We start from the raw sequence: 26,989 nt of genomic DNA, 5'->3' as shown, positions 1-26,989 counted from the left end.
AAACATTTATCAGCGAGTAAATGCCATAATAAAGTGAGAAAATCTTAGTTACCGCACTCCGCAACTACGAAATAGGAATTTTGTACGAGAGCACGAAATGGCACAGTCATCAAAATCTCAACTGAGTAGCCGTTTTGCTCGGCGAACATTGGCCGAGTCTTCATTAATTCTCGCTGCCTGTATGGTCGCGGCGGTCGTCGTGATGCAAGTTGTGCACGTCACGCCTAACGACGTCGACGAGAGCAATTCGGCCTTAATGGCTGAGGAACCATCCGCCATCGCTGATTCAGCCTTCATGATTCGTGATGGAAAGTTCGACTGTTCCACTATTTTTGACCAGGCCTCTTTAACGCAGTTGGTCGAGTCGGGAATTGCCTATATTCCGGAATTCAATCGGCTCACTGAGAAGTCCGTTTCAACAGGTGCAGACGGACGAATAATTTGTGAACGTGCTGCTTCAGTAGAAGACGGAGTACAGTTCAACTACTTCATCGTTTCCAAAACCACTCCGTGGGATGGAAAACCGGAAGATGCAGAGCCCGATGTCTTCGGCTGGGTTCACGAAATTCCCATCAAGAACGACGATGCGGAAATTCAGGGCTATGGCTCTTTTTACAGCGATGAGGAGCGCGGCTTTCTGCTCGTAGCCGCTATGCGCGATATCCATGTGGCGACGGGCACGACCCCGGAGGCGGATGCTGTGGCGGCGAAGAAAGCCAGGGACGTTGCCGAAAAGATTGCTCCAATTCTGGATCGCAGTGTGAAAGCAGCAGCTGCAAACAAAACCGTGGACGCGAAAACATCTGCGGACGCTTCTCAAAAGTCATCTCTCACCTTCTACCGCAATGGTCACTACAGCTGTCGAGCATTTATGGATACTGCGACGATGAAAGCGGCTAAAGAGATCGGTCTGGAAATCCCCAGGCTGCCAGGAGCTAAGGCTGGAATTAGCTCACCCCAGGACACTGAAAACGTTGACTCCTCCGTGCCAGGCACTGAGCTATGCGGCTTCTCGCATAACTTCGACGAGGTTGACATCATTACCGTGACCGACCCAAAACATTCTGTCTGCACCGCGAACAGCGGGGTCGCGTTGAAAAAGCTGCCGGAGTGGTCGTACTTTGTTGACCCACGACCAGCACAGTACGCCTCGGACGGTAAGCATCAGGGGGAGATCTCTCTGAATCTGTTGCACAAGGATGAAGCTAAGGGCTGCGTTGTTGTTCGGTCTTACAGTGACCAGGGCAATCTGCCCGATTTGCAGAAGGTACTAGCAAAGATTTCACCAGTTGCTGGGTCGCTTTCTGCTCTGGAGAAGTCCCTTGATCAGCCCGCTACGAATGACAAGGAACAGAAGTAATGAGCACTCCTGACAGTCAGCAAACCAGCACCACCACGGAGCAGCAATCTAGTAAGCCGAGTGCTTCAGCACCCATGAAGAAGGCTCTAGTAGTTGCGGCTGTCGTAGTGCTTATCGCCCTCGTAGCAACGGCTATTTTCTGGTGGCAGCGCTCAGAATCGCAAGAGGCAGAATCCGGTGCTCCTGCGGATGCCTCCGCCGATGCAGCTTCTGATGTCGCCACAAAGCCGACGAACTTCCTTGTCCGCGACGGAAAATTCGACTGCACAACTTTGGACGAAACAATTCCGATTAGCGTGCGCCAACAAATTCCCGGCACACTGGGCAAGGCACAGGGGCAACGTCAACTAGCCGTCGAAAGGCGAGATGATGGCACGACCGTTTGCCCAATGACATTCGTAGCCACGGGTGATGTCGGGGGAATTAACGACGCCAGTACCGAGGCCGCAACCAGCACTCATGACATGTTGCTGTACCTCGAATTGCCGATGGACTATCGGTCCTTTGTCATTGAGTCCAGCTCTACCTGTGCTCCGACGGAGGCTGAGCAGACCCCAGAATCTATCGACTCGCTCACGCCGAGGCCGGACCAAAAGTGGGAAGTTCTCAACCTTGCTCCTGATGAGGCTGGCATCGCAGCAGTCGCAGCACGTCTATCGGATCCGCAGCTCGGGTGCCTAACTGCAAAAGTGCTGTTCCCAGAAGGAACTATTTCGCCGGACCAGACAAACTCCTCCCGCGATCTTCTAGCAAAGTTTGTCGATGCTGCCGCTGAACCGCTATCTACCTCGATCGCGGCGGCTAAGGCCCCTGGGAAACATGCCCCTAACAGTCAGAATCTTGCAATCGAGCGGTCAACTTTCGTAACGAAGCATGGCCTCGACTGCCGTCGGTACGTACTCAATTCTTCTCTGACTCACCAGCACGAAACTGGTCTTGTCTCCGACTTCCATCGCATTCCCGGCGACTACAATTCCAGCCCTGAAATTGGAGATGATACTCCGCTGTTTAAAGTCGCTTCTGACAAGCAGAGTGTTACCTGCTGGTTCAATTCCAATCTCGGCGGCATGAACACATTCTCGCCGGTGGAGTTTGAAACCTACAGCTCCGTCCCGGTTGCTGTCACCACCACTAGCGCCAACAGCAAACTCCGTCTGCCGAACTCCATGTCGTTGAAGGATGTTGCTCCCGATTCAGACAATGCTCTGACTGATTGGCACTATTTCGTGTATATCCCAGGTGAAAGCGCACCACTTTCCGGCAGCGATGAGAATTCCCAACCAACTCTGGAACTGGAAAAAGCCGAAACTCCAACGCTGAATGTCTACCGTTGTCATTCAAATGGGAACGACACTGCCGACAGCAAAGATGCCGAAAACGGCACCGAGGTGGCAAGCAAAGAAAAGTCTGCCTGCCTAATCATGTCGATTCCTACTAACTATTTGACATCTTTTGATATCGCCACCTTTTACCTCGACAATCCGTTGGAAGAACAGAACCCTGAAGATGTGCGACAAAATGGGCCGGATTCAGAAGCTCTGGCCGAGGAGCAAAGGTTTTATTCCAAGCTAAACCCGAATTCTCTCAGCAACGATACGATTTCGAATCTCATACAGCTTGCTCAGCGCGTAGATCCGGTACTCACGTCACGCTAGTACGCTCACCGCTGACTAGGTATTGGGTCTCCCTAAGCCTGCCAGTCCGTCTTATGTGAAAGTTATGTCCTCTATGTCTTGGCTACTCGCTCTCGATATTGGTAATTCCAGCGTTGTCGCTGCGGCAGCAATCGACGACAACCCCGCATCCATCGTTCCCCTCGGCTATAGCACGGGCACCGAAGCTAGATCCTGGATGCCTGCGGCCGTGTTCCTCACCAGCGATACGGTCTACACGGGTCAGCAGGCAATTGATCACGCAGCCGATGCGCCGAGTGCTTTCGCACACTCCCCTAAGCGCTTCGTCGGCTCAGATAACCAGCGCGCGGTGGAACTCTTCGCCACAATCATCGAGAAAGTCCGCCGCTCGGCTCTGATGCATTTGGGAAATAGGGATTCTTCTCTTTCCGACTTTCCAACGAAGCTCATACTTACGCACCCTGCAGCGTGGCCTTCGTCGGCACGCACAGTACTTATTGACGCCGCCAAGTCTGCTGGCTTCGATGAAGACACCATCGAGCTGGTCTCTGAACCAATTGCCGCTGCCTACTCTGTCTCGCAAAGACACCGCACGGGCAAGCTTTTCGTCCTCGATGTTGGTGGCGGTACCTGCGATGTCGCGGTCGTCGATATGGATACCGCGTCACCACGTGTGCTTGCCGACGGCGGCGAGAACACAATCGGTGGAAACAACTTCGACCTCGCCATGATTGAGCTCATGGAGTCTCGGACTCTCGAAGAATTTGGGGAACTGCCTGAAGAAATTCACTCAGTCGAGGGACAATTCGAATTCCAATCACAGGCGAAGAAGGTTCGTGAGGCGCTCTCGGAATCCCCAGATGCTAGCTTCACTGTCGACAGCGAAGAGCTTCTCATTACCCGTGACGAGTTCGAAGCGGCTATTGCGGACGATGTTGAGCGGATTCGCGCTCTTATCGCCGACAAGACCAGTTTGCTCGGTGAAGCTCCAGGAATGCTCAGCGGCCTACTCGTGGGTGGTACGGTCCGAACCCCTGCTATTTCCCGCGTCGTTCAGCAGTCGATGGAGGTTCTCCCCATTGAGGAGCCCATTACAGCGGTAGCTCTCGGGGCCGCTGAATACGGGAAGATCTTGCTTGCACAGGCGAGCAAACCTACCAGCGGAGGCACCCTAACCCATCCGGTTGACGATGCTGACAGCGTCACCTCAAAGAAACGAGCGCTCTCACCAAAAGCGGCCACACGCATTGGCGCAGTGGTAGCAGGCCTCGTAATCGCCGCAGGCATGTTCTACTTTGTCGGTAACGGTTCCGATGAATCCTCCAGGCAGGCTGCAGACCCCGCAGCCTCGTCGGAAAGCGATGCTTCTGCAACCCTTCACACGTATCCAAATGTGTCCATTGGCAACCTCAAAGCGACCGTCTTAAAGCCAGATGCGCCGGCGTTCAAAGATGGCTATTTCTCCTGTGAACCAATGATCGACGCAGTAAAAGATGAATTGGACGGCATCAAGGGTTTCCCCCAGGCGACCCCTGATATTTCCGGTTTTGCAGGCACGTCCGAATGTCGATTCAGCGGCACGGACAGCGCACCGGACGGTTCTCTTTCTATTAGGACGTTCACCCCAGCCGGAACCTCGATGTCCGTATCTACCGTCAATCCTTCTTCCGATTCGCGAATCGCGAACTGGTACGAAAAGGAAAAGGGCGGCATTGACCACCTCGAACCTGCTCAGGTTTTTGTCTATGTACGTGACTTCGGCTGGCTTATCGTCGAGTCGACTTCTGGCGAGATAATTGAGAAAAATGTTCTTCAAGATGTCGCAGCTGCTCTTGACGGGGAATTACAGCCTAAGCGACCTTAGTCCCTCCAATAAACTACCTCGTAGCGATTAAGAGTTTTTCATTGAAAATACTTGTTAAAAACAATAAAAGATACCATCCCCCTCATCGATCTAGGGCATTCTTTTCCTTCGCCATAATATGCATCATTGTCATCGTTATAACTTTTGCATCACTACCCGATAAGTCTAACGAGAAAAATTCCTTCGACCCTGCTAATCCTGCTAGAGACGCGAATTCAGATAGCTTCCCTTTTCTCGTCCGGAACGGAAAGTTCGATTGCTCCACTTTACGTGATTCCGTACCCTTGCGGATTATGCAGAACATTCCTGGCATAATCTCTCACGAATCGTCGGTAGACGCATTTAAACCGACCAGAGACCCTGACGGTAACTCCTATTGCTTTGTATCTCATATTCCAACGGGAGATATCGCCGGACTGGATCACAGCAAACGAGAAGATGCAATTATCGACAGAAAATCACTTAGATCCCTTAAGCTACCTTTAGATTACCGCTCATTTGGCATCAGCACATTACGCTCATGCCCACCATACGACCCGAATATCCGGTCAACTGATAAAATAATCCTGGACGAATTTTCCCCTCTGCCCGGGCAAGAATGGCAAATATTTAAGCGGGCTATCGGCGACCCGTTGTCAATGGGGTTCGCCGCCCGCCTGATAGATCCTCAAATGGGATGCTTGACTGCCATCATACGATTCCCCCAAGAAGACGTATCCCCTATCCAGGAACAAAATTCAATAAAGTTCCTGAAGAACTTTGTTAACGCAATCGCACACCCATTAGGCGTATCTATAGAAGCAGAGAAGAACTATCCTAAAAACAAAGAACCTGCTCTCACAAATACCCTTACCACTCCTCAACCGACATTTCGTAACGGAAATACACTCGACTGCCGTTCATATATTCTTAGTACCTCAATTGTCCAGCAGGAAGAAATTGGCCTAGTCGGTAACTTTGAACGCATTCCCATTGATATGCTGAAACCACTCTCTTTACCCACAGGAACTCCACTTTACCGCGTCGAACCTGACAAGAAGAGCGTCACCTGTTGGCTAAAGTTCGAATCTGGAGAAAGCCTCAAGAATAGTTTTCTCCCTCCAGATCTTTACGACGCAATTCCAATTAGTTTAATTACAACAAGTTCCGATAGCGATTTTAATCTCCCCTCGTCCAACCTTGTCGATGCCGCCGGTCTAAAATATGAGCATCTTCCAAATTGGGAGTTCTTCTCTTATATCCCTGGCAACAGCCAGCCACTTTCTGTAGGAGACTCTCGACTGACGTTCGAAAATTCTAAATATCCGTCAATCAACCTTTACCGCTGCGATTCAAAACCCAAAATACTTAAAAAGAGAACAAAAGCAGCCGAAGGAAACTGCCTCATCCTATCTGCCCCAATACGTGGGCCACTCTACCCGGATGCATTACCTACACTTTCGCAGCTTGCACGAAATATCGACCGCATTGCCTTCAACGACTAGAATGACAAAACTAGTTGTACTCCCGTGCTGATTAAATCTGGCGCCGAATGACGGGTTCCAGTCGTCTTTTTAAGCTCTATGTGCCGCCCACAACCTTCCATTGGCCCCGTCGGCGCACAACACTCATATGTTTAGCTTCGCAAGCCTATCCTCATGGTCTGAATTTTTCTAAACGGAAAATTTTTGACGAAGCCGGGAACTTTTTCGCCTCCTCCCTCCTCTATAGGTCAGACACATTGAAACGCCGACCTTATTTCCAGGAGGGAACCGCATGGTTCGCACGTCCCCGAACCTCACGCCCCCGCGTGGCCGAGGCCCAACGCAAGACCCGCAAGCTCGCACCATCGCCGTATTTATTGCATGGCTTATTAGCATCGTGATCGTGTTGGTGCTGCTCATCAACATCTTTTCTTCACTATCAGGCCCAGCCGATGAAGATCAGAACCCCACTACGCCATCCCAGACTTCGTCCACTCCAACTTCCTCAGAGCAAAGCGAGACTCCATCGGAAGATGATTCTGAATCGGCAGGTTCGCCCTCATCGAATTCGGACGAAACGGGCTATGGCGTGAACGAACAGCCATCGAGCAATGACGTAAATGGTGGCTCCTACGAGCAAGACTCCTCTTACACCCAAGGTTCGGAAACTAGCCAAGAGCAAAGCCAGCCGACAACGTCGACTTCAGAGTCTGAATCGCAATCGTCACAGTCTGCAAAGAGCAAGCTAAAGCCCAATTCAAACTCCGAGTAAACCCCGGAGTAACAGCGTAGCTTTCTCTATTCCCGATTCCCCCTACTACTTATTTGCCACTCGCTCTACCTCGAAAAGGACGTCTCATGACTACCGGAATGAACATGGAACCCCGCGGAAATATCCTGCCGATTTATTTCGTCGCTGACGAATCTGGCTCAATGGGGCCGGACATCGCTGAGCTCAACTCCGGCCTTCAATCCCTGCTCAACGAGATTCGAATGGCGCCTTTTGCTGCCGCAAATGTTCGTTTCTCTGTGATTGGCTTCGACAACGAGGCACGCCTGTACCTCAGCAACGCTGACTTGCGCCATGTTGAGCAGATGCCAACTCTTTCCGCACGGTACGCAACATATTTCTCTACTGCGTTTGACCTACTCAATGCTCAAATCCCAGACGATGTAGCGCAGCTCAAGGCCGAAGGCTACCGAGTCAACCGCCCAGCAGTCTTCCTGCTTACCGACGGCTACCCCATGTCCGATGATCTCTGGCAGGAGGCGCTGAGTGATCTCCAGAACGCGCCACACCACCCGAATATCTTGGCATTCGGAATCGGCGAATCGGATGCACAGATTATCGGTCAAATGGCCAGCAAGAACGGCTGGGCATTCCAAGCAGCGCAGGGCGCAGACACCGGTGCCATGTTGTCTGAGTTCATGTCTTCGCTAACTCAGTCTGTCATCAGCTCTGGCACGTCCGTCGCCAATGGTTCACCGGAAATTATCACTGATATTCCCGATGACTTCGTCAAGATCGACATGGACGAGCTGTAAGGAAAACTGCGATGACAAACTACCCTCAGCACGAGCGTTATCTTCACAATCCACCACAGAAGAGCCTGGTCTCACGCGTTCTCGGAGAACTCGTTCGCGTCCGTCCGAAAGATTTACTCCATCCTTTTAATGATCCGCGTGCGGTCGAAGACTGGAACACCAGCCAGAACAGTGGCTACCCTTCCTCGCGTCGCCTCGACAGCCGACCTTCTACTGCCTCACCCTATTCGAACCCCAACTCTCCGCGCCGAGACTCTCACGCTGGCGTCCCACGCGCTTACGAAACTGCCGGCCGCGACACTCACATCATGCCGGAACACGGCTACTCGGATTACCACGCTGGCCCCGCTAGTTCCTTCCAGCCTGCTCAGCCGGCAGACGAGAACTCCGGAGCCCCGTCTAACGCCTCCAAACCAGCCCCCAGCCCCAAGCCAAAGTCCACATCGGCGACAAACCGCGCCTTCAGCACGGAAATCACCGCCACTTCGCATGACGATGGCCTTGCCCCGCTGGTTGTCGGTGATGCCGGCGCAGAAGTCGATCCCATCATCGTTGATGCAAAGTTCGGCACTGGTCGCCAAGTCCCCGACACCGTTATCGATGGCTGGCGCTCTAAGCAGTTTGCGATGCGTTCTGTCAGCTTGCGCGGGCGCATGCACCGGTACAACGGCGCACCTCGCCAAGACTCCGTACTTACTCTGCTTTCCGACGATGGCAACACCCTCTTCGTAGCAGTCGCCGATGGAGTTTCAGCCGCCCCACAAAGCCACCGAGGTTCAGCTATCGCAGCACGCTACGCCATCGGCTGGCTGAAGAAGATGTACAAGGACAACCTGAGCCAACAGGAATGGATTTCGCTGGCGAAGGGAGCTTCCTACAGCATTCAGACTGCGGCAAAAGAAGCCGGAGAAGACCCAATGGACTTCGCTTCCACACTGGTCTGCGCTGCTATTTCGAAGCATGGTACCGGACTTCGCGGGCATGTCCTGTCAATCGGCGACTCGGGTTCCTGGACTGTCACCGCTAATGGTGTGGAGCTGATTGAAGGTGGGAAGGAAGAAAGTGACTCTGCAATTAGCTCATCAGCTGTAAATCCACTCCCACTGGTTCCAGAAAACTTGAATGCCGTCTATTTCGAAAGCGCTGGTGACGAAACGGTGCTCTTTGGAACCGACGGCATCGGCGACCCCCTCGGTGGCGGTGGTGGCCCGTTGTCTGACCTCTTTGTCAAACGCCTTTACAAGCGGGTGCCATCGACTACTGAATTTTGTCACTTAGTGGACTTCTCCAAGGCCGGCTTTGACGACGACCGCACCCTAGTTGCGATTTGGCCAGCCCACATTGGAGTTCCGGATAGCTAGCCGTCTCTAGCCCCAATCAGATTGTTACACCACACTTTTCAAAGGACCCCTTTTAATGAGCGCACACGAAGCAACTACTACCACTCCTGTAGTTGAACTGAGTGAACTGCCTTCCGGCCTGGAAAAGCTCGGATCCGGTGGCGAAGGAGTCGTCTACAAGCTCGGTTCTACGCATTTTTCGTCTCGCCCCTGTGCTTTCAAAAAATACAAGTCACCCGACAAGGTCAACGAGTCTCACCTGGAGAAACTAGTCAAGTTCATTAACAAACTCGGCGAAGTCGCCCCAGATCGCAAAGAGTGGCTGCTCAATCAAGCGGCATGGCCGACTCATTTAGTGCGTGATAATGGAAAGACCGTCGGAATAATCATGCCGCTAATTCCCGATCGTTTCTTCCAGCTTCTCTCTCCTACGTCGACAAGCACCACGAAACGCGCGGCGGAATTGCAGTATCTGCTGAATGGCCCTGAGTTTGAACAGAGCATCGGCCTGAAGGTAAGCGAACGTCAACGCTACGAATTTTTGGAGGATTTTGCGAACCTACTGCGCGTCCTTCATGGCGCTGAGATCCGTGTCGGGGACATCTCGGTTAAGAATTTGCTCTTCTGCCACAACTCCACCGGCCCACATGTGTACTTGCTGGACTGCGACTCTATGAGTATTGGCCCGTCTGAGGGACCTGATGTGCAGACACCTGGCTGGGACGTGCCGAATGGGGAGAAACCGCAGACTAAAGAAAGCGATGCATACAAGTTTGGGCTGCTTGCACTACGGCTGCTGGCTTCCGACCAGTCCACTCGCAACCCGAATGACCTACCTGCGGGGACCGTGAGCTCCGTTCGATCCCTCACTCAGCGTGCGCTCACGGCTTCCAGCTCAAGCAGGCCTACTCCGCGCGATTGGCTCGGTGCGATTAGCGAGGGGAAGGAAAAGGCATCTACCGAGGTAGCAGAAGTCGCCCCAACTAAGACGCAAACCACTTTGGCTAAGACCTCGGGTGGCACCTCTACCGCGACGAAGACCATTTCACGGCGTAAGCAGGGAAGGCCTGTGCCCTCGGCTGTTTCGACTAATGCCGTTGGCAACACTCCAGCAACCATACAAACCACGGCTCCGGCATCAACAAATGCCACTTCTACAACCGCCACCCAACCGGCTAATGGCAACACCAACTCAACAGAGAAGAAGGGTCTTGGATGGCCAATTACCTGGACCATTCTGGCAGGTCTGTTGTGTCTTATGAACTTTATCGGGGGTCATCCGGGTTCCGGCTTCTTCATGCTCATCATGTTTATCGTGAACCTCTGCTGGCTCTTGGTTCGCATGGACGAGTCTAAGGACAGTTCACAATGAGGTCATTGAAATATCTTGATCTGGTCAGTCTCCGATGCGAAACAGAACATCGCTTCCCACAGTCAACAGCGGATACGGCATGGGAAACGGAAGCAGAGGTACTCACGGTAACTCCTTGCGCTGAGGAAGTACTGGATATCGCCCTATCCAGAGCCTTTGGAACAGACCCATCACTTGAAAACCACTTCTCAGAAATTTCACACCCAATTTCTCCAGAAAAAGGGAAGGAGTAGTACATGAGTACTGAAAAAGAGAACACAGCTATCGCATCGCTAATGGCGGAAATTGATGGTGAAGCAGATTCTGAAAACCTCGTCGATGACATTATGCTGACCATTTTTGGAACGGATGTCGTGGATCAGTCCGGTTCCCTGCCACCAATTTCTGGTGAAAGTCGACTCAATTCTGCAACTCTCGCAGCTGATTTAGGTCACTCGTCGGAAAGCAACTTCAGTGGGGACTCAAAATGACTGCCCGTTATGAATTCAACAGACAACTTGTCGCAAGACGGTTCCAACGAAGTGCTCTGGCCGAAAAAGATCGCCTGTGGTCAATTGCGCTTGTGTTCGGAGGAAGCCGCCATCTTGCTCAAACCATTCTCACTCATGGCCTCGGCAATGCATGGAAATCGGTCTCCGTTTTAGCTGAGAAAGCAGGAGCCTCCCATGACGCTCTGGTACGCCGTGAAACCTACTTTGCGCTTGCGCAGACGGGTTTAGGAGTTCTCACTGCGAAAGAAGCAAGAACACAAGGTGGTTTTTCGCCGAGTGGCCACGATCCTCTGTGCCGAGTAAATGCCCTGCGTGCTTACATGGAACCAGAAGACCTAACCTTGCTAGCGCTGGAACAGTATTCCCCTCTGAGCAACTCTGAACTGTCCATCCTTTTTGGACTTCCAGAGGACGTTGTAGCTGAAAACATCGCTCAAGTACGAACAACCGCCGAAGAGATCCTACGGGGCAATGAGCTCAGTGAATGAGCACACAGCTCCTAAGAGCTTTTCCTCCAAAGGCGAAACCAACCCCAGAAGCTTTCTGCTGGCCAGAGCATGTATCTCAGCAGCACGTGGAGCGTCCTCCACTGTCCCCATCTGGAGTGTCTCTTCAGCCAGAGATACTCCTTCTGCAGATACGCGACTACCGGGGCTCTGGCTCAGCAGGTGGTAAATGGTTACCGCCAGCCGTTGCTGGGCAGTCAAATACTCTTCCCAATAGTCGAGCACCTCGGCGGCATCACAAGAAAATGCCAGGTCTTTTAGTTTTTCCTGCACATAGCTACAGCGACTCAGCACCGTTGCAAAAGTAATACTCTCGCCCAGATGACCTGCTAAGGAATCGATTCCCGAGGCCTGACGTAAGAATCCCTGCAGTTGTACGGCGCCACCGCTGGCACTATTTCGTCCCTCTAGGACTCCATAGGACCCCAGCACTTCCAGCAGTTTATGACGGCTACTAGCACTGACACAATTGGGAAATTCAGTCTCTAACTCATGCATCAATGTGTCACGAGCCACCGTGTCAAGGCTGCTGAGTACTCGAGCCAGCGGCTCGGTGATTGCACCTGTCTCCGCGCTTTCCGCCATAAGACCGGAAACTGCTAATACCGAAGAAAAATAGCGAGAGTAGTCATTCGACAGTTCAGTGGCTCTGTTCCTAGCTGCTTCGATTGGATCACTTGGCCCAAAGGCGCCGGCACCGAAATCATCTGCGCGCGAAAGCACTCCCACCGATGACAGAGTGGTAAAACCTAGGGAGCGGATATGCGCAATCTCGTCGTCACGCAAGGTGGAATCGAACACATAGATCAAGCCATCAATGGCGGCGCCTTGTTGGTTCCACGGCACACGGGTCAACTCGCGCAGTCCATCGACAATTTGATGATTTGCCGCATCAACCGTTCCAAGACCGGGCGTATCGACGAAGTTTAGCTGCGACAATGCCTGCGATGGGAGATAGTGAACCTTCACGCGCCCATCCAAATCAGCCACACTTTGGGCACTCTGGACACTATGGAGGGCGCCTCGACTGGCTAACGAAACATTCTCGATTCGCTCCGGCGTTCCCTTGGTGTACACGGTGACGGCATTCGTACACTCGAGGATCGCAGTTTCTGCAATTTTCTGGCGCACCAAAGCATTAATGAGTGTCGATTTTCCAGCCTTCATTCGTCCACTCACCAAAATTGTTGGCGGAGTCTGCATTAGCTGACGGCACTCATTGGCAACAGCTGTAATTCTCTGCTGCTTATCGTCATATTCACCAGCGCGATCAATCAGCTCACGAAGCATAGAATCGACGGTGGCAATCAACTGTTTAGCTGCAGAATCGACATTCGCATTACTCTGCATTGGCATCCACCCGACTCAGTAATTCACCACGAAGTCTGGCAACATAAGCGGACTTCTTCTTAGCTTCCTGCCGAGCGACCTGTCTGTCTCCAAGCGCCGACTGACAATCCTGTTTCGTCTGCTGAATTTGGTGTTTAGTTCGACGAATACGCAGTTCAAGATTGTCATTGAACTGGTTGATTAGTAACGGTCGCAACTCATTGTAAACAGTCTCGATTCCCTGATTGAGCTGTCTGCGCACCTGCAGAATCACTTGATCTAGCCATTTTGCTAGTTCAACGCGGCCAGTTTTAGACGATCGATGATAGACATTCACACCGAGCCACAAACCAGCCATTGCAACGAATGGCAGGACAGTACCGCCGCTCCCAATAATCGCCGCACCAATCCCCGGTACAAAACCTAAAACGTGGGTAAGCCCGAAACCACCAGCAATCGTCAGTGACACCAGGGACGGATCTACGACTTTGGCTACGGAATTCTCGCTCTCAGGTTTGCTAGAAACGGAAATACCCGCGGCAACTTCATTAAGGGCATCAATCACGCTGTGCCAATCTGCAACGCCATCTGTGACACCTACATAGACCTCGCGAGACCGAGCCATAAAGTAGCGGATTGAGTCCTCGAACAATTCGGACAGTTCGGATTCGATTTGAAAGAAAACTGCATCCCGATGGGCTCGAATATAACGTGGCGGCGTCGACGCGAAGTACGAGTGCCACTTCTCTCGAATCTCCACCAACTGTGTTTCAGCCATACTTACGGCTTCACTTCTGGCCTGAGACAGCCCTGACGTAAGTAGCTGTTGTCCTCGACGCCGGTCGGAAGTGAGGTGCTCAAGTTCCACCTTCTTCTCTTCCAATCGGGTCAGCATGGCCGTGCTATCTGCTGAAATCTCGCTCTCGAGCTCGGCATATTCACTATTCAGCAGAACCAACGCTTGCCGCATAACTGGGGTATACGCATTTTTCTGCAGCCGGCTGCGCGCCTCAACAATCGCCTCTTGTAACCGGGGAATCCCCGAGTCATTGATAACCTCGTCGGCTAGAAAAGGATTGCCATTGAGGGCAGAAAGGTACCGCAGCGGAGAGACACTGACTATAGGTACTTCGGAAACTAATTCTCCCAAATGCTGCTGAATCTGCTGACGGGTAGCTCTTTCAATCTCTCGCCAACCCAACAGATTTTTGTCTTTCTTGGTGATTGCCACTACAAGTCCTGGTGTGCTTGCAGCGATTCCTTTCAGGGTGGCAAGTTCCGGTTCGGTAATCGTAGTCGTTGCCTCAAGCACAAACACCACAACACCGGCATTACGAGTAAGCGCAATCGCAGCTTTCGAGATTTCCGAATCAGCGCCATTAAAACCAGGGCAATCAATGAAACTGTCATCTGCCAACGACTCTCCGCCTCGGATTGCCCCCTCCCCTAGCCCAAAGTTTTCCTGACCGGAAATCTCCTCCACATCGGGACCAAAACTGAAACCCGTTTCGCATGCGGAATGACTGGTGGACGCACTTCCAGAAAGCGCATCCACCAGCATCGTCTTGCCGCATCCGACCTCACCGATAACGGCGACTACCGTCGCTTCTCTACTCGCCTGTAGCGGAGCTCCGAGGAGTCGGGCTTCTTCTCGCTTGCCGACGGCATCAAAGTATTCAGCCGCTTTACGAATTAAAGTGGCATCCTCGCTGATACCGACACCTGAACTTGAGCTCGTATTAGAAGTGGCCGGCGTCATAAAAATCCGCCTTATTCTTCTTTGAGCAACTCGAGCATTTGCCTTCGTGCCCTGTTTAATCGGCTCTTGACCGTCGCAAGCGGGATACGCTGTTTGGCCGCGATTTCCTCATAGGTGTAGCCGGCCAATTCACGGAGGATTAAGACTTCTCGGAAGTTCGGTTTCAGTTGGTTCAACGCAGTTTGGACTTGGTCGACTACTGCTACCCGGGTATCAATATCGCTCCCGGCAGAACGCATGTTCGCGCCCGCTTCGGAATCGAGCTGCATCATCTCCGTGCGCTTCTGAATCTTTTGCCCCTGTTTCTTGCAGGCATTCAGCGCGATCTTGGTGAACCAAGTTTTGAAAGAGGAATTGCCCCGAAACCTATCCAAATATTTATATGCAGATGCTACAGCGACGCTAAAGGCATCTTCGGCGTCGTGGTAATTGCTGCACATACGCAAGCAGACGCTAAAAACGCTGTCCTTATACAGCCTGATGAGTTCAGCGAAGGCTGCTTGATCGCCACTCTGGGCACGCTGAACTAACTCCCGTTCCAAAACCTTTGTTTCCATTATGACAGCACCCCGCCGAAATCATCGTCCGAGTTGTCATCACCGGAGTACAGGTCATCGAAATCGAAGTCATGGTCGTCATCGTCACCGTCGTCGGAGGCATCACGATGATCGTCGTCATCATCTTCGACTTCCATTTCGGCTTCTTCATCGTCATCGTCCTCATCATCCGCTGCATCATCAAGAAACAGCTCAGCCTCTTCAGGACTCACGAAATGACCATCTTCGGTCAACTCAGGATCATCATCGGCTGGGATTAGGGACTCATCCGCCAGGTCGGAGTCAGGTTCCATGGCAGCAGCCAGGATTTGTTCAAAAACGTCGTCGGAAAGCACGTTTTGCGTGTCTCCCAGCAAATCTGGCAGCACAGGCTCGACAGCCTCATTATCCCAGGGTTTGGGACTATCGGCTCCATCAGTAGCGCTCACGAAAGCTACTCCTTATTTTGGTCGGACTAGTCGCATTTTAGCATTCCAGGTTAGGCTCCACGTTGCCATCCTGCGACTCACACATTGGGCAACTGATATTAATTAACCGGCACCTCGCAGGGAGTAGTAGTACCAGCCATCGCTCATCTCGAAGCACTCCGAGTAGTCGTCCGAGCCACCACTTTGGTATTCACTGTCCGCGATTTGGATGCAGTTGGACGACGTACCGGTTCCATATGGACCGTTGAGGATCCAGGTGTAGTTCGATGGCGGTGAGTACGGAGGAGACGGGAACTGTTCTTCGGGTTCGGAGTAGTCCGATCCTGAACTGTAATCCGAATCAACCGATTCCTCAGTTGTCGTAGTGCTTTCAACGGTCGTACTGGTTTCTGTTGTCGTATAGGTCGACGTAGGAGTGTAATAATCGCTTGTCCGCGTTGAGGTGGAAGTGGGCTCGGCAGAAGCCGAAGCCGTGGTTTCTGCAGCCCGATTGTCCTCTTGATTGTTGTTCCAAACGGCCCAACCGCCGACAATTACACCAAAGAGCGCCAGCACAGCCACGATGCTCAAAATGACCGCCGGTGCCGACGAATTCTTCTTTGGCGCATTGGGAACATTTGAGCCTGCGGAAAAATCGGACGCCCTTGGAGCATCACCTACACTTGCCGAGTTTTCCACAGGAAATTGTGTTGTTTCAGTGAATGAAGAGGCCGATTCTTCCACTGGGTGGTGCGCCGCGGGCATCTCACTCCATGCACGCTGCTGCCCGGTCTCGGGAGCAGATCCGGGCCCCGATTCGCGCGGGGTCTCCGGGCCTACTGGCTTGTTCATAGCACCCTGCTTACGACGGGGTTTCTGCGTCCGACGGACAGGATTGCTTGCGTTGTTGGGATTAAAGGAATCGCCTCCGGAAGAACCTTTTCGCCGAGGCGGTTGAGATTTCATGGAATCCATTGCTTTGGTCTCCTTTACCGTATTTTTCGTGAGTCGTACTGGCTTATTGCGGCTTGTACGTAATGGTCATTGCCCGAGTACTTAACCTTCGGAGAAAGTGGATACTTTGAAGCCTGTAGGTTTAACTGAGCATTCGAATTTCCCTGCGCAACGAAGTCCTTGACCACTTGACTGCAATAGCTCGCTATCGCGTCGCTGTCCCTGCGGGGAAAGACACAAAACTGCGGTACTGCACGGTGGACATGCGGTTCAACATCTGCAACCGTAATTTGCGCTCGTTTACGAGCCACAGCTTGTTTATTACTTTCAATAATCTGTCGGGATTTCGCGGTAATCTGCGCCGCTCGTTGGTCGAACTGGTTAGCTGAGCTAATTGCTCTATACAGATTCCCTGCAATAACTGACCAGTCCTTTTGCTCGTCAACCCATTCCACATTTGTTCCCTGCGATTTTGTGATTCCTCGATAAACAAGGTTTCCAAATGCAGCCAGGCCGCAGATCCACACTGCCATCGTCGTAAGGCCGAACACATCGCCAATAAGAAGCCGGGTGAAAACGCTCAACACGGTGATTGCAAGCAAAATCCAAAAAGTCGTCAAGGGCTTGGTACGAACAGAAACTAATTGAACGTTTCCCCAAGCGGGATTCGACCCGAAACCTGCGATGTATTTCTGAATTTCAGCTTGCGATTGTTCCTGATTGAGCACGGTATGCCGACCAGTGTCTGGCGAATATAGCGCCCAGCGGTTCCGTCGATCACCTGCTAAGTGTGCAGCGACAACATCTGCGATTTGACGCTGCTGAGACTCCACGTCGCCGTGCGCACGCGCGCGAAAACTCTCATTAGTCGTTTTCTGAGCTTTGAGGTCATTGTGCGCTTTTACGTATTCAGGTAACGCTAGATTTGCCCATTTTTTGTCCTCGGCTTGCGCGACATTGCTGACGCAGTCCTCCCAGATCCGCCTATTCTTCGAATAGTTTTCTGTGATGCGGTGCCAGGAACTTACAACTTGGCCATGATTAGATCGCTGAAAAGCCTGTGCTTTTGCTCGAGCCTCCGAATCGCGGGTGGACTCAACCCGAGCCTTCTTAGCTGTCGACTGTTGAAGCGTTTGCTTCCAAGCACTCAACTTTTGCTGTGCGCTGGCGATGTCATCATTAACCTCGCTGAGCTCGTCTTCCTTCCCATCAATAAGGTCTGGCAGACGACTTTCCTCTGCATCCAATTGCGCTGGTTCTGCCAGCAACTCATCTACATCGCTGTTGGCAAGACGAAAGTCGGATTCGGCTGACTGTAAAGCACTCTCGGCGTCAGAGAGCAGCGATTTTGCTTGCTTGCGTGCTCTTTCATATTGATCTTTATCAGCATTGTATTGAGCTGTTTCGCGGTCAAAGCGACCGTCATCAATCGGTTTCGGAAATTGCAGTTTGGAATCTTCAAGGCTGTCGATTCGCTGCTGATGACGATATTCATCTTCTACCGATTGCCGGTGGGCATCAGCTAACCGCTGTCGCTCAAAGTAGTCATTGCCGTCATAGTCACGAATCTGCCGGTCGAGGTCTTCGGAATACTGCTGAGCGTCTTTGAGCTTTCGCGTCGCATCTTGGATTTGCCTATCGATATCATCAATCCGGCTTTCCCAGCGCTGCATCTCCAACTTGAATCGACCATCGTCAACCGGCTTTTGCAAAGAGTGCAGTCGGTTTTCAGCCTGGTGAAACTCATATTCTGCTTGCTGCTTTGCCAATCGAGCAGACGATACCCGATCCCGCGCATCTTCAGCTTGACGACGTGCTGCTGCTAGCCGACCGGAGTAGGAGGCGCGCTTAGAAGCAACAGCATCCAAATCATCACGGAACCCCTGCAACTCCGAAGAAACTTCATCACGCTGATCGCAGAGAGCTCCGATATGAGATTGATAATTCGAGACCTGAGTTTTCGCTTTGTTGATCTCAGCCTCAAATGTCGACAGCTGTGATTGATAATTGCGCGTGACACCGTCACTAATTTTCTGAGCCAACTCTGCTGAAGTCGGCGCAACAAAAGACATCATGGGGAGAACTCGAAATAGTTACGAATATGGCTAGCGATTCGCTTTACTGCTCTTTAATCAGGCGAGTGTTTCCCCAGCGGTCATGGTAGCCCTGGTTGTACGGCGAATTCATGACGGAGAAGAAGCGCACCACGTACGCAATGCCCGCTGCAAAGCTTCCGATAAATGGCACCAAAGAATAGAAAAGGTTGATGTTGCGCTTTACCGCGTGGCCAAATCCCATTGGTCGACCATCCGTAGTGATCAAACGTAGGCCAAGGATTTTCTTTCCGAGAGTCTGCCCCATGGTGGCCTCTAGACAAACTTTGTAGGCGAAGCCAAGGATGAACATAAGAATTGCACTAATAATCATGCCTCCAATTACTGCCTCATCACTGCCCGCGGCACTGCCTCCGCCTACAAAAACCACGTAAATCACGAACTGAATAAGACTGATGATTAGCGCATCGATGAGGTAGGCACCAGCCCTTTGCCCCAGGGAGGCATTTGTATAAGTCGGATCTGCCCACTGCTGTTCGTGCAGGGTTACCGGAGCAACTTGAGCCATACCCGGATGTGCTACCGACTGCTGAAAATGATGGGGCTGTTCATATAGTTGCCCCGTAGCGGATGAGGACTGGTACGGCTGCTGCTGATTCGCGACAGACTGCGTGGGCATAATGTACGGGTTTTCCTGGCCGTATAGGGGCTGCTGCGACAGCTGAGGTTGCTGCTGTTGAGGAGCCCCGAAACCAAACTGTGTGTTGGCCTGTGGCTGGGCACCAGAAACTCCTGCCTGGCCTCCGGCTCTGCGTGGCTGAACGGTGCGGCGAACCGAGTTATTGGGATTCTGCTGATTCATTCGAGATTCTCTTTCCTTGGGAGGAGGTGACGTAAGGACCTAAGTCGCGGAAGGAGACAAGAGAAGTGAACTTGGAAACAATCCTTGCCCTTGTCGATTCCTTCAATTCCTTGCGACTTTCACTCCTTAGAGGACGCCGCGGGTCAAAATGTTCCTGACGAACGCTAAAAACTTTTTCTGATTTGGATTTCAAGGCCAGACGCAAAAAGGATGAAACTGGCCCACATGCGTTCTCGCTGCACGTTGGCGATGCTAAAACGGGCGGAGAAACGACGAATCCCGCCTTTAGCCAAAGGCGGGATTGTTTGAGGCTAGGAGCCCTGAGATGTTGTCTTAACCAGCGTCATGCCGCGGTACCACGCCAGCGATTGTGGAAGCAAGCAAAGGATTAGAGCGAGGATTGACAGCCCAAAATAACAAGTGAATTCCCACCAGTAATTGAGTTCGAAGTAGCCAACAACCCAGGTATTTTCGTATCGAACAATGTGAACGATGTCGTTAATCAGATTAAGACCGGGTACCAGTGCTGCTGCCATCAAAAGGGAAATTTTAAGTCGACGATACATTCTAGCAACTGTGAATCCACTCACCAAGGTCAGAGCAATTGTTCCCAGAATTGCTACCAGAGAAAACGAATTTGTTACCAGGTACAAGAACCTGAGCCAGGGCGATCCAGAATTTTCGAGACTTTGAACAAAGGTAAAGACTCCATCACCAATCAAGAAAACTGCTAAACCGGCCAACGCCACGATAGCGGCCTGAATAGTCTTTGGTGTACGTACCCACACGTCTTTAAGCGTTGCTTCCGGCGCTAGTGGTTGCACCGGGGCAAACGTCGTGGTGACTGTCCGCATGATTACACTGTTGTGGGATTCCGAAGACACGGTCGGAGTCATGTCACCGACAGCACTGTGACCACGCGGAGCATCAACACCTCCCTGCCCTAAAGCAGTTAGCCCCTGGGAGCTTCTCGTTGTCGCCAAATCCGCTAAGAAATCCGTCGTTACCTCCGGCGGAGAAAAGGGACTCTGCAATGCCTGGTCATAGCGCTGTTTTTTGCTCTCATCTGCGAAAATTGCAACTGCATAACCTGCAAGTTCTTTCTTTTCGGCATCCCAACTTTGAGAGTCGGTACTGTTAATCTGCTGTTGAATTTTGTTAGCTACAACAGCTCCAGGCTGGCTAGGATCCACCGCAAAAACTGCGTATAAATCAATCCCGCTCATTTGGGAAGGCCTCCTCTTCAAGTCACGGCAATCTTTGCCGCACACAAACACTCATGGGGTTCATGTATTAGAGGAGTCCGAGCACCGAAATGTTCCCGACTTTGCCGAATTAGGAATTAAGCCTTAACTGGTTGTCTCTCCAGAAAGCGCCTACAAAATCGAGTGAATGCCTAGATTCCCAAAACCGACTTAGCAATCAGGAAGTAGATGATTAGGCCGGAGGCATCGACAAGCGTGGTAATGAATGGGTTGGCGAAGACCGCCGGGTCAATGCCGAACTTCTTACCAATCAGCGGCATAATGCCACCGACAGTGGCAGCAAGAGTACAAATGCCCAGCAGCGTCAGGCCGATAACGAGGCCTATGTCCCAGCCGTAAACCAACCCCGCCAAGAGTAGGCCGAGAGTACCCAGGAGCAGGCCGAGGAACGCACCAACTCTCACCTCTCGGAGTATGACCTTGAGTATGTCGCGAGGTTGGACATCTCCCAGCGCCAAGGCACGCGTAATGGTGGTTGCAGCCTGGTTGCCGGTATTGCCACCTGTACCAATCAGCAGCGGTACGAATACCGAGAGAACTACCATCTGAGACAGAGTCTCTTCGAAAGTTTCTAGGACTTGCACGGTTAATGTTGCACCGATGGCAAGTACAAGCAACCAGACCACACGGGAGCGAACGATCTCAAAGATCGGCGTAGCAAGGTAGGGCAAGCGCAGAGGCTCAGAACCGGAAATACGAGCTTGGTCCTCCGAGTCTGCTTCCTCCAGGACCCGGAGTGCGTCGTCCACCGTGAGCAGACCGATAACACGCTGCTCGCTATCGACGATCGGTAGAGCTAAGCGCTTGCGATCAGCACACATGCGAGCCACCTTCTCTTCGGACTCGGTGGCCTCTGCGTAGTCGGCTTTCCTCAAGATTGCCGATACATGGATATCACTGTCGGCGCGCATCAAATCACGAAGGCTGACCACGCCCACCAGTCGGCGATTCCGGTTCGATACCGGCAAGGTGTAGATAGACTCGGCATCATCCAAATGGTTATAGACCGTCTCCAAGGCCTTACCCACCGTCATATCGTCGTGAAGCGATACCAGCTCCGGGCTCATGCGGCGGCCAATGGATCCATCGGGGTAGCCGAGAACAACATTGGTGAGCTCGCGCTCATCATCCGGCAGATCGGCGAGCAGTTTCGAGGCAACCGAGGCTGGTAGCTCATCGAGCAACTCAGCTCGGTCATCCGGTTCCATCTCTGCAAAGACTGCAGTGACTTCAGGATCGCGCAAGCTTTCAATTAGGTGCGCCTGCAGAGCCGAGTCCAGCTCATCGAAGGTCTCAACCGCGGTGTCTTTCGGTAGCGTGCGGTAGAACAACGCACGTTCTTCATGGTTGAGGCGGCGCATCTTTCGTGCGGCAGCCTTGGGATCAATTTCCGCTAGAAGCCGAGAAAGCGTCGCCACATCGTGTGAGCGAAGTGCGGACTCGAGATCTCGATCATGAAGGTTTCTGGTGTTGCCCATTATCCAGCATGCCTCCCGCTACTCGGACTTGGTACCGGCTGCACCGACCTCTTTAGACCATACCGGCAAGCAGGAGGTTTAACCCCACAGAGAACGAAGCTGACCGGTATGTTGCGGTTCCGAGCTCTAGACAAGCCAAGCCAGCCGAATGCTAGGAACAACCGTTAAGAACGTTCTAGACCCGCATCCTCTGTACAAATCGCTCGAAACTACCGCCATCTTCAAAGCTATCTTTCAATAATTCATTATTTTTATGACGGTCAATATGGCGAATATAAATCGCCAAATCACGATTATCATTAATCACCATCGCTTGACCTCCATACCCAAATTCGAACGCCGTAAATCCAGGCAATTCATATTCTTTATAATTCGGCCAAGATTCCCGATGCGCATAGACTCGCTCAATCCACGATTCCACACCGACATAAATATAGCTATCACAAACTTGCGCCGCTACCTGGGGTACCTCAATATTTGGGATACTCCAAATCATATCCAGCGAACATTTCGTTGAGGTCGCAGGAATTAAACTAGGCGATTTAGAGGTCAGCGTGGGCCGCAATCCTTCGATACTTGGTCCATCATAAAGGCGAACCTCATCGTGACCGCCGGCGCCATTCGACCCCGCATACCACATACTACCACCGAATACACACGTAGCTAACAGTAAAGTGCCAACAATTAAACTGATATCAATTACGTTAAATCTCTTAATGTTGGCTTCGTTTTCGATAGGCATCTTTCCGAACTTCCCCATTTAAAACCCTCCATCCACAGACAAAAGTTCATAGAGTCGCTCATGCCACTCTTCAATATCTGTTGTAGAGTCTGTACGCCAAAAATGGGTACAGTTGATTTCTATCAAGAATGATTCATCATCGGGATAAAGAACTGTTCTATAGTCTGTCCAACTTGCACCCGCAAACGGTTCACTTATATATGAAAATGCGTTATACCCAGGTATGGACAAACCATTGTAGCCGTCAAGAGACTCGACACCTGAAAGATGCCTCCTGACTACTTTTTGGTCTGAAATCAATGAATAAGAAGGAGTTGTACATGCCCCGGGCAAATCGATCCCATATGAGAAACCCTCGACGTTCTCGTCTCCAAGACTTACAGTTCGCCCTCCATCGGATTCTTCATCAACGTAGCTAATAGCTCGTAAAAGCGGAGGTAACTTCTCAGCCAAGGTATGTGGCATCCCAGGCGGTGTATAAACATAGTTCTTCGCCTCGGATACTTTCGAATAAGCAAATACAACTGAACCAAGGAGCATTCCGGTGCAGACCAAAAGAACAGCTATACGACGATTATTCAAAACCGCTTTCTTAGATCGCGATCTCTCCGAAGCCTGTTTGTTTCCAATCTGGTTGTCAGGACGTGGGCGATCTTCAGACGCCTGAGCGCGTGGGCAATCCTCCAAGGACGATATGGAATCGCTGCTTATCACCAGCCGTTGGGGCTTTCTACCGGGAATTGAACTCATCATGATTGTTAGAGTCCGCGCGCACCCAAAAAGTTCCCTGTTCATACGAAATTTTTCAGTCTTTTCGGGAAAGAGCCTTAGGGGCAAAACTCGTGGGTTATTCGCAGAACATGATGTTGTCGAACGCTTTCACCACTTGACTCCGAATCAGCGGCCAGGCCGTTCACGCTCCATCTCGCACAGGCACAGCACTTAGCTGTAGAGCCTCCCATAAAACCCAGACACCAAGTAGAAGACAGCTAATCCGTGCTCGCCCAAATAATCGTCCCCAGACGTACACAAGCTAAGAGCACACCAATTGCTCCGCAGGTAAGACTAGCGTCATAAGCGCCGTTGTAAGCGCACACTACGGCGATAACCCCAAAGATTATGCCGACCACGAGAGACACAACGGATATAACCCCGATAGTCATTCCCTTTCGGAGTTCGTAGTAGTACTGTTCGGTTACCTCGTTTACTTCATGAGTCGCCAAATGACTGGTCAATAACAGCTCTTCTAGATCTTCATTATCCAATTCCCCGGCTGCGAACAGCTCTTGAAGTTCTTCACCAGTTTGATCCTCGTACTGCCGAATATGCCTAAAGATATACTCTTCTAAGGTCAGTCCCTCGTCCTCAGCGGTTTGCTCGAGCAGCAAATCGATGAAATCGTTCTTGAGCGGTAACTGGCTTTCCACTGCGCCTCCTGGTCAACGTGATAATCAACCACCGACGGACCAAATATCGCTTCCAATCGCATTGAAGCACGTCTCTAATAGCCGGTGTTCACGTATTAGAGGACTTGCGCAGTGGAAAAGTTCCGAAATAAGGCGCACCAGATTCCCGAAAGCCATCTGCATCAGGCACAAACAAAAACCCCGCCGCAGAAAACACTTTCGTGTTTCCCGCGGCGGGGTTCTCGTCGTAAAGCCTTAGCTGATTGCTCAGCCTATGGGTTTTACTTAGCCTTCTCGATGATTTCGATCAGGCGGAAGTGCTTGTCCTTGGAGAGCGGACGGCACTCTTCGATGCGGACGTGGTCGCCCACGCCAGCCTCTTCGTTCTCGTCGTGCGCCTTGACCTTAGAGTTCGTGCGCATGATCTTGCCGTACAGGGCGTGCTGCTTGCGGTCCTCGAGCTCGACAACGATGGTCTTCTGCATCTTGTCGGACACGACGTAACCGGTGCGCACCTTGCGTGCGCCAGCCTCGGTGGTGTTCATGTTTTCCTCACTCATGCTGCATCACCATCGGTTGGTGCAGCAGACAGGCCGAGCTCGCGCTCACGCATAACGGTGTAAATGCGAGCAATATCCTTGCGGACAGTGCGGAGACGGCGGTTGTTGGTCAGCTGACCGGTAGCGCTCTGGAAACGGAGGTTGAACAGCTCCTCCTTAGACTCCTTGAGCTTGGCAACCAGGTCATCGTTATCCAGCGAGCGAAGCTCGTGGGCGGGAATGCCGTTCGACATCAGTACTGATCCTCCTTCCGAACGATTCGGGTCTTAATCGGCAGCTTAGCGCCTGCGCGCTTCAGTGCCTCGACAGCAGTTGCCTCGTCCGGGTAGGACATCTCGAACATGATGCGACCCGGCTTGACGTTTGCAACCCACTTCTCGACCGGGCCCTTACCGGAACCCATACGAACACCCAGTGGCTTCTGGGTCAGCGGACGGTCCGGGAAAATCTGGATCCAGACCTTACCACCACGCTTGACGTGGCGGTTAATAGCAATACGCGCTGCCTCAATCTGACGGTTGGTGATGTAGGCCGGCTCGAGAGCCTGGAGACCGTAGTCACCGAAAGTCACCTTGTTGCCGCCCTTGGACATACCAGAACGGGTCGGGCGGTGCTGGCGACGGAACTTAACGCGCTTCGGGATGAGCATGAATTAGCCCTCCTTCTTCTCAGATGCACGCTGACGACGCTTGCCACCACGACGCGGACGGTCGTTGCCGCGACGCTGGCGGTCGTTGCCGGCGTTGATCTCGGACTCGCGACGGCCACCGATCACGTCACCCTTGTAGATCCACACCTTGACGCCAATGCGGCCGAAGGTGGTGTGAGCCTCGTGGGTGCCATAGTCGATTTCCGCACGCAGGGTGTGCAGCGGAACGCGACCCTCGTGGTAGCGCTCGGTGCGGCCCATCTCGGCACCGCCGAGACGACCGGAGCAGACAACCTTGATGCCCTTGACGTGCGGCTGACGCATTGCAGACTGGATAGCCTTGCGCATTGCACGACGGAAAGCGACACGGTTGGCGAGCTGCTCAGCGATGGACTGAGCAACCAGCTTCGCATCCGCGTCAATGTTCTTGACCTCGAGGATGTTCAGCTGAACCTGCTTGCCGGTGAGCTTCTCGAGCTGGCCGCGGATGCGGTCAGCCTCGGAGCCACGACGACCGATAACAATGCCCGGGCGTGCGGTGTGGATGTCCACACGCACGCGGTCACGGGTGCGCTCGATAACGACATCGGAGATGCCGGCGCGCTCAAGACCGGTGGACAGCAGATCGCGGATCTTGATGTCCTCGGCCAGGTAGTCAGCGTACTGCTTGTCGGCGTACCAGCGGGACTTCCAGTCGCTGGAAATACCGAGGCGAAGACCGTGTGGATGGATCTTCTGTCCCACTATCGGTCACCTTCCTTCTGGCTCTCGACGACCACGGTGATGTGGCTGGTGCGCTTGCGGACGTGGAAAGCACGGCCCTGCGCACGCGGGCGGAAGCGCTTCATGGTCGGTCCCTCGTTGGCGTAAGCCTCGGAGATGACCAGAGTACGACGGTCCAGGCCGAAGTTGTTCTCAGCGTTTGCAGCTGCAGACGCAACAACCTTGGCAACCGGATCAGCAGCACCCTGCGGAGCGTACTCCAGGATGTTCAGTGCCTCGTCGACGGACTTACCGCGAACGGTGTCCAGGACGCGACGTGCCTTCATCGGAGTAACGCGGACGAAGCGCGCAGTTGCGCGTGCAGAAGTAATGTCGTTGCTCATGGCTTATCGACGTCCCTTCTTGTCATCCTTGACGTGACCCTTGAAGGTCTTGGTCGGGGCGAATTCGCCCAGCTTGTGGCCGACCATAGAGTCATCCACGAACACCGGCACGTGCTTGCGACCGTCGTGAACGGCGAAGGTGTGGCCGATGAAATCGGGGAGAATCGTGGAGCGGCGAGACCAGGTCTTGATGACCTGCTTGGTGCCCTTCTCGTTCTGTGCATCGACCTTCGCGAGGAGGTGCTCATCGACGAACGGGCCCTTCTTAAGGCTGCGTGGCATTCTC

At 52.5% G+C, this 26,989-nt stretch carries 28 protein-coding genes; 10 read left to right on the top strand and 18 right to left on the bottom strand.

Features of this window, described 5'->3' with window-relative positions; translation table 11 throughout:
- The first annotated feature begins 97 nt into the window (after positions 1 to 97).
- From CRD20_RS07045 to CRD20_RS07000, 10 genes are all read left to right on the top strand, one after another.
- Positions 98 to 1,360: a hypothetical protein gene (locus CRD20_RS07045; protein ID WP_187405138.1), complete on the top strand. Its 1,263-nt coding sequence runs from the start codon at positions 98 to 100 to the stop codon at positions 1,358 to 1,360.
- Positions 1,360 to 3,015 (top strand): hypothetical protein, encoded by a 1,656-nt coding sequence (locus CRD20_RS07040; protein WP_187405137.1) that lies wholly within the window; start codon positions 1,360 to 1,362, stop codon positions 3,013 to 3,015. Before CRD20_RS07045 ends, CRD20_RS07040 begins: the two co-directional genes overlap by 1 nt.
- 64 nt (positions 3,016 to 3,079) lie before the next feature.
- Positions 3,080 to 4,858, top strand: coding sequence for an Hsp70 family protein (locus tag CRD20_RS07035; RefSeq protein WP_187405136.1), 1,779 nt, complete (start codon positions 3,080 to 3,082; stop codon positions 4,856 to 4,858).
- Positions 4,859 to 5,151: 293 nt separating this feature from the next.
- The gene (locus tag CRD20_RS07030) at positions 5,152 to 6,342 is read left to right on the top strand and encodes a hypothetical protein (protein WP_187405135.1); all 1,191 of its coding nucleotides are present in this window, start codon (positions 5,152 to 5,154) and stop codon (positions 6,340 to 6,342) included.
- 271 nt (positions 6,343 to 6,613) lie between these two features.
- A complete protein-coding gene (locus tag CRD20_RS07025; protein ID WP_187405134.1) occupies positions 6,614 to 7,093 on the top strand; it encodes a hypothetical protein in 480 nt (159 codons plus the stop codon).
- Between the two features lie 86 nt (positions 7,094 to 7,179).
- The gene (locus CRD20_RS07020) at positions 7,180 to 7,866 is read left to right on the top strand and encodes a VWA domain-containing protein (RefSeq protein ID WP_048760650.1); all 687 of its coding nucleotides are present in this window, start codon (positions 7,180 to 7,182) and stop codon (positions 7,864 to 7,866) included.
- Between the two features lie 11 nt (positions 7,867 to 7,877).
- On the top strand, positions 7,878 to 9,227 hold the full coding sequence (locus tag CRD20_RS07015) for a protein phosphatase 2C domain-containing protein (RefSeq protein WP_187405133.1): 1,350 nt from the start codon (positions 7,878 to 7,880) through the stop codon (positions 9,225 to 9,227).
- A gap of 55 nt (positions 9,228 to 9,282) precedes the next feature.
- Positions 9,283 to 10,578, top strand: a complete 1,296-nt coding sequence (locus tag CRD20_RS07010) for a hypothetical protein (protein WP_187405132.1) — start codon at positions 9,283 to 9,285, stop codon at positions 10,576 to 10,578.
- Positions 10,579 to 10,814: 236 nt separating this feature from the next.
- Complete coding sequence (locus CRD20_RS07005) at positions 10,815 to 11,048, top strand: hypothetical protein (protein ID WP_005509885.1); 234 nt, start codon at positions 10,815 to 10,817, stop codon at positions 11,046 to 11,048.
- On the top strand, positions 11,045 to 11,557 hold the full coding sequence (locus CRD20_RS07000) for a hypothetical protein (protein WP_187405131.1): 513 nt from the start codon (positions 11,045 to 11,047) through the stop codon (positions 11,555 to 11,557). Before CRD20_RS07005 ends, CRD20_RS07000 begins: the two co-directional genes overlap by 4 nt.
- Here CRD20_RS07000 and CRD20_RS06995 read toward each other — a convergent pair.
- From CRD20_RS06995 to rpsS, 18 genes are all read right to left on the bottom strand, one after another.
- Positions 11,531 to 12,925, bottom strand: a complete 1,395-nt coding sequence (locus CRD20_RS06995; protein ID WP_187405130.1) for a dynamin family protein — start codon at positions 12,923 to 12,925, stop codon at positions 11,531 to 11,533. The genes CRD20_RS07000 and CRD20_RS06995 overlap by 27 nt on opposite strands.
- Positions 12,915 to 14,663, bottom strand: coding sequence for a GTPase domain-containing protein (locus CRD20_RS06990; protein ID WP_187405129.1), 1,749 nt, complete (start codon positions 14,661 to 14,663; stop codon positions 12,915 to 12,917). The genes CRD20_RS06995 and CRD20_RS06990 overlap by 11 nt, the downstream gene beginning before the upstream one ends.
- Positions 14,664 to 14,674: 11 nt before the next feature.
- Entirely contained in the window at positions 14,675 to 15,220 is a 546-nt protein-coding gene (locus CRD20_RS06985) for an RNA polymerase sigma factor (protein WP_187405128.1), read from the bottom strand.
- A complete protein-coding gene (locus tag CRD20_RS06980) occupies positions 15,220 to 15,648 on the bottom strand; it encodes a hypothetical protein (protein WP_187405127.1) in 429 nt (142 codons plus the stop codon). The genes CRD20_RS06985 and CRD20_RS06980 overlap by 1 nt, the downstream gene beginning before the upstream one ends.
- Positions 15,649 to 15,750: 102 nt before the next feature.
- Entirely contained in the window at positions 15,751 to 16,479 is a 729-nt protein-coding gene (locus tag CRD20_RS06975) for a hypothetical protein (protein ID WP_187405126.1), read from the bottom strand.
- Positions 16,480 to 16,616: 137 nt separating this feature from the next.
- Positions 16,617 to 18,656 (bottom strand): hypothetical protein, encoded by a 2,040-nt coding sequence (locus tag CRD20_RS06970; protein WP_187405125.1) that lies wholly within the window; start codon positions 18,654 to 18,656, stop codon positions 16,617 to 16,619.
- Positions 18,657 to 18,699: 43 nt separating this feature from the next.
- Positions 18,700 to 19,497 carry an RDD family protein gene (locus CRD20_RS06965; RefSeq protein ID WP_187405124.1) on the bottom strand — a complete coding sequence of 266 codons (798 nt, stop codon included), beginning with the start codon at positions 19,495 to 19,497 and terminating at the stop codon, positions 18,700 to 18,702.
- Between the two features lie 311 nt (positions 19,498 to 19,808).
- Complete coding sequence (locus CRD20_RS06960; protein ID WP_187405123.1) at positions 19,809 to 20,723, bottom strand: hypothetical protein; 915 nt, start codon at positions 20,721 to 20,723, stop codon at positions 19,809 to 19,811.
- A 170-nt stretch (positions 20,724 to 20,893) separates the two neighbouring features.
- The gene (gene mgtE / locus CRD20_RS06955) at positions 20,894 to 22,240 is read right to left on the bottom strand and encodes a magnesium transporter (protein ID WP_187405122.1); all 1,347 of its coding nucleotides are present in this window, start codon (positions 22,238 to 22,240) and stop codon (positions 20,894 to 20,896) included.
- Between the two features lie 175 nt (positions 22,241 to 22,415).
- A complete protein-coding gene (locus tag CRD20_RS06950; protein ID WP_187405121.1) occupies positions 22,416 to 23,000 on the bottom strand; it encodes a hypothetical protein in 585 nt (194 codons plus the stop codon).
- On the bottom strand, positions 23,001 to 23,735 hold the full coding sequence (locus tag CRD20_RS06945; RefSeq protein ID WP_187405120.1) for a hypothetical protein: 735 nt from the start codon (positions 23,733 to 23,735) through the stop codon (positions 23,001 to 23,003). It abuts the gene before it with no gap.
- Positions 23,736 to 23,971: 236 nt separating this feature from the next.
- Positions 23,972 to 24,409 (bottom strand): hypothetical protein, encoded by a 438-nt coding sequence (locus tag CRD20_RS06940; protein WP_187405119.1) that lies wholly within the window; start codon positions 24,407 to 24,409, stop codon positions 23,972 to 23,974.
- A 260-nt stretch (positions 24,410 to 24,669) separates the two neighbouring features.
- A complete protein-coding gene (rpsQ, locus tag CRD20_RS06935; protein ID WP_187405118.1) occupies positions 24,670 to 24,948 on the bottom strand; it encodes a 30S ribosomal protein S17 in 279 nt (92 codons plus the stop codon).
- Complete coding sequence (rpmC, locus tag CRD20_RS06930) at positions 24,945 to 25,181, bottom strand: 50S ribosomal protein L29 (protein WP_005509851.1); 237 nt, start codon at positions 25,179 to 25,181, stop codon at positions 24,945 to 24,947. Before rpmC ends, rpsQ begins: the two co-directional genes overlap by 4 nt.
- Positions 25,181 to 25,597 carry a 50S ribosomal protein L16 gene (gene rplP / locus CRD20_RS06925; protein ID WP_016422059.1) on the bottom strand — a complete coding sequence of 139 codons (417 nt, stop codon included), beginning with the start codon at positions 25,595 to 25,597 and terminating at the stop codon, positions 25,181 to 25,183. The genes rpmC and rplP overlap by 1 nt, the downstream gene beginning before the upstream one ends.
- A 3-nt stretch (positions 25,598 to 25,600) precedes the next feature.
- Positions 25,601 to 26,341 carry a 30S ribosomal protein S3 gene (gene rpsC / locus CRD20_RS06920; RefSeq protein WP_016422058.1) on the bottom strand — a complete coding sequence of 247 codons (741 nt, stop codon included), beginning with the start codon at positions 26,339 to 26,341 and terminating at the stop codon, positions 25,601 to 25,603.
- Positions 26,341 to 26,703: a 50S ribosomal protein L22 gene (gene rplV / locus CRD20_RS06915; protein WP_005509775.1), complete on the bottom strand. Its 363-nt coding sequence runs from the start codon at positions 26,701 to 26,703 to the stop codon at positions 26,341 to 26,343. Before rplV ends, rpsC begins: the two co-directional genes overlap by 1 nt.
- 3 nt (positions 26,704 to 26,706) lie before the next feature.
- Positions 26,707 to 26,985 carry a 30S ribosomal protein S19 gene (gene rpsS / locus CRD20_RS06910; protein ID WP_005509882.1) on the bottom strand — a complete coding sequence of 93 codons (279 nt, stop codon included), beginning with the start codon at positions 26,983 to 26,985 and terminating at the stop codon, positions 26,707 to 26,709.
- Positions 26,986 to 26,989 lie beyond the last annotated feature (4 nt).

Source organism: Corynebacterium sp. LK33, assembly GCF_014334955.1.
GTDB classification, from domain to species: domain Bacteria; phylum Actinomycetota; class Actinomycetes; order Mycobacteriales; family Mycobacteriaceae; genus Corynebacterium; species Corynebacterium jeikeium_D.
The sequence above is the reverse complement of the archived record's forward strand: the minus strand, read 5'-3'. Positions and strand labels throughout refer to the sequence as shown.

Bases quoted from the DNA above. Each gene is read 5' to 3' on its own strand.
- CRD20_RS07045 (WP_187405138.1), top strand. From the start codon at position 98: ATGGCACAGTCATCAAAATCTCAACTGAGTAGCCGTTTTGCTCGGCGA.
- CRD20_RS07040 (WP_187405137.1), top strand. From the start codon at position 1,360: ATGAGCACTCCTGACAGTCAGCAAACCAGCACCACCACGGAGCAGCAA.
- CRD20_RS07035 (WP_187405136.1), top strand. From the start codon at position 3,080: ATGTCCTCTATGTCTTGGCTACTCGCTCTCGATATTGGTAATTCCAGC.
- CRD20_RS07030 (WP_187405135.1), top strand. From the start codon at position 5,152: ATGCAGAACATTCCTGGCATAATCTCTCACGAATCGTCGGTAGACGCA.
- CRD20_RS07025 (WP_187405134.1), top strand. From the start codon at position 6,614: ATGGTTCGCACGTCCCCGAACCTCACGCCCCCGCGTGGCCGAGGCCCA.
- CRD20_RS07020 (WP_048760650.1), top strand. From the start codon at position 7,180: ATGACTACCGGAATGAACATGGAACCCCGCGGAAATATCCTGCCGATT.
- CRD20_RS07015 (WP_187405133.1), top strand. From the start codon at position 7,878: ATGACAAACTACCCTCAGCACGAGCGTTATCTTCACAATCCACCACAG.
- CRD20_RS07010 (WP_187405132.1), top strand. From the start codon at position 9,283: ATGAGCGCACACGAAGCAACTACTACCACTCCTGTAGTTGAACTGAGT.
- CRD20_RS07005 (WP_005509885.1), top strand. From the start codon at position 10,815: ATGAGTACTGAAAAAGAGAACACAGCTATCGCATCGCTAATGGCGGAA.
- CRD20_RS07000 (WP_187405131.1), top strand. From the start codon at position 11,045: ATGACTGCCCGTTATGAATTCAACAGACAACTTGTCGCAAGACGGTTC.
- CRD20_RS06995 (WP_187405130.1), bottom strand. From the start codon at position 12,925: ATGCAGAGTAATGCGAATGTCGATTCTGCAGCTAAACAGTTGATTGCC.
- CRD20_RS06990 (WP_187405129.1), bottom strand. From the start codon at position 14,663: ATGACGCCGGCCACTTCTAATACGAGCTCAAGTTCAGGTGTCGGTATC.
- CRD20_RS06985 (WP_187405128.1), bottom strand. From the start codon at position 15,220: ATGGAAACAAAGGTTTTGGAACGGGAGTTAGTTCAGCGTGCCCAGAGT.
- CRD20_RS06975 (WP_187405126.1), bottom strand. From the start codon at position 16,479: ATGAACAAGCCAGTAGGCCCGGAGACCCCGCGCGAATCGGGGCCCGGA.
- CRD20_RS06970 (WP_187405125.1), bottom strand. From the start codon at position 18,656: ATGATGTCTTTTGTTGCGCCGACTTCAGCAGAGTTGGCTCAGAAAATT.
- CRD20_RS06965 (WP_187405124.1), bottom strand. From the start codon at position 19,497: ATGAATCAGCAGAATCCCAATAACTCGGTTCGCCGCACCGTTCAGCCA.
- CRD20_RS06960 (WP_187405123.1), bottom strand. From the start codon at position 20,723: ATGAGCGGGATTGATTTATACGCAGTTTTTGCGGTGGATCCTAGCCAG.
- mgtE (WP_187405122.1), bottom strand. From the start codon at position 22,240: ATGGGCAACACCAGAAACCTTCATGATCGAGATCTCGAGTCCGCACTT.
- CRD20_RS06950 (WP_187405121.1), bottom strand. From the start codon at position 23,000: ATGGGGAAGTTCGGAAAGATGCCTATCGAAAACGAAGCCAACATTAAG.
- CRD20_RS06945 (WP_187405120.1), bottom strand. From the start codon at position 23,735: ATGATGAGTTCAATTCCCGGTAGAAAGCCCCAACGGCTGGTGATAAGC.
- rpsQ (WP_187405118.1), bottom strand. From the start codon at position 24,948: ATGAGTGAGGAAAACATGAACACCACCGAGGCTGGCGCACGCAAGGTG.
- rpmC (WP_005509851.1), bottom strand. From the start codon at position 25,181: ATGTCGAACGGCATTCCCGCCCACGAGCTTCGCTCGCTGGATAACGAT.
- rplP (WP_016422059.1), bottom strand. From the start codon at position 25,597: ATGCTCATCCCGAAGCGCGTTAAGTTCCGTCGCCAGCACCGCCCGACC.
- rplV (WP_005509775.1), bottom strand. From the start codon at position 26,703: ATGAGCAACGACATTACTTCTGCACGCGCAACTGCGCGCTTCGTCCGC.
- rpsS (WP_005509882.1), bottom strand. From the start codon at position 26,985: ATGCCACGCAGCCTTAAGAAGGGCCCGTTCGTCGATGAGCACCTCCTC.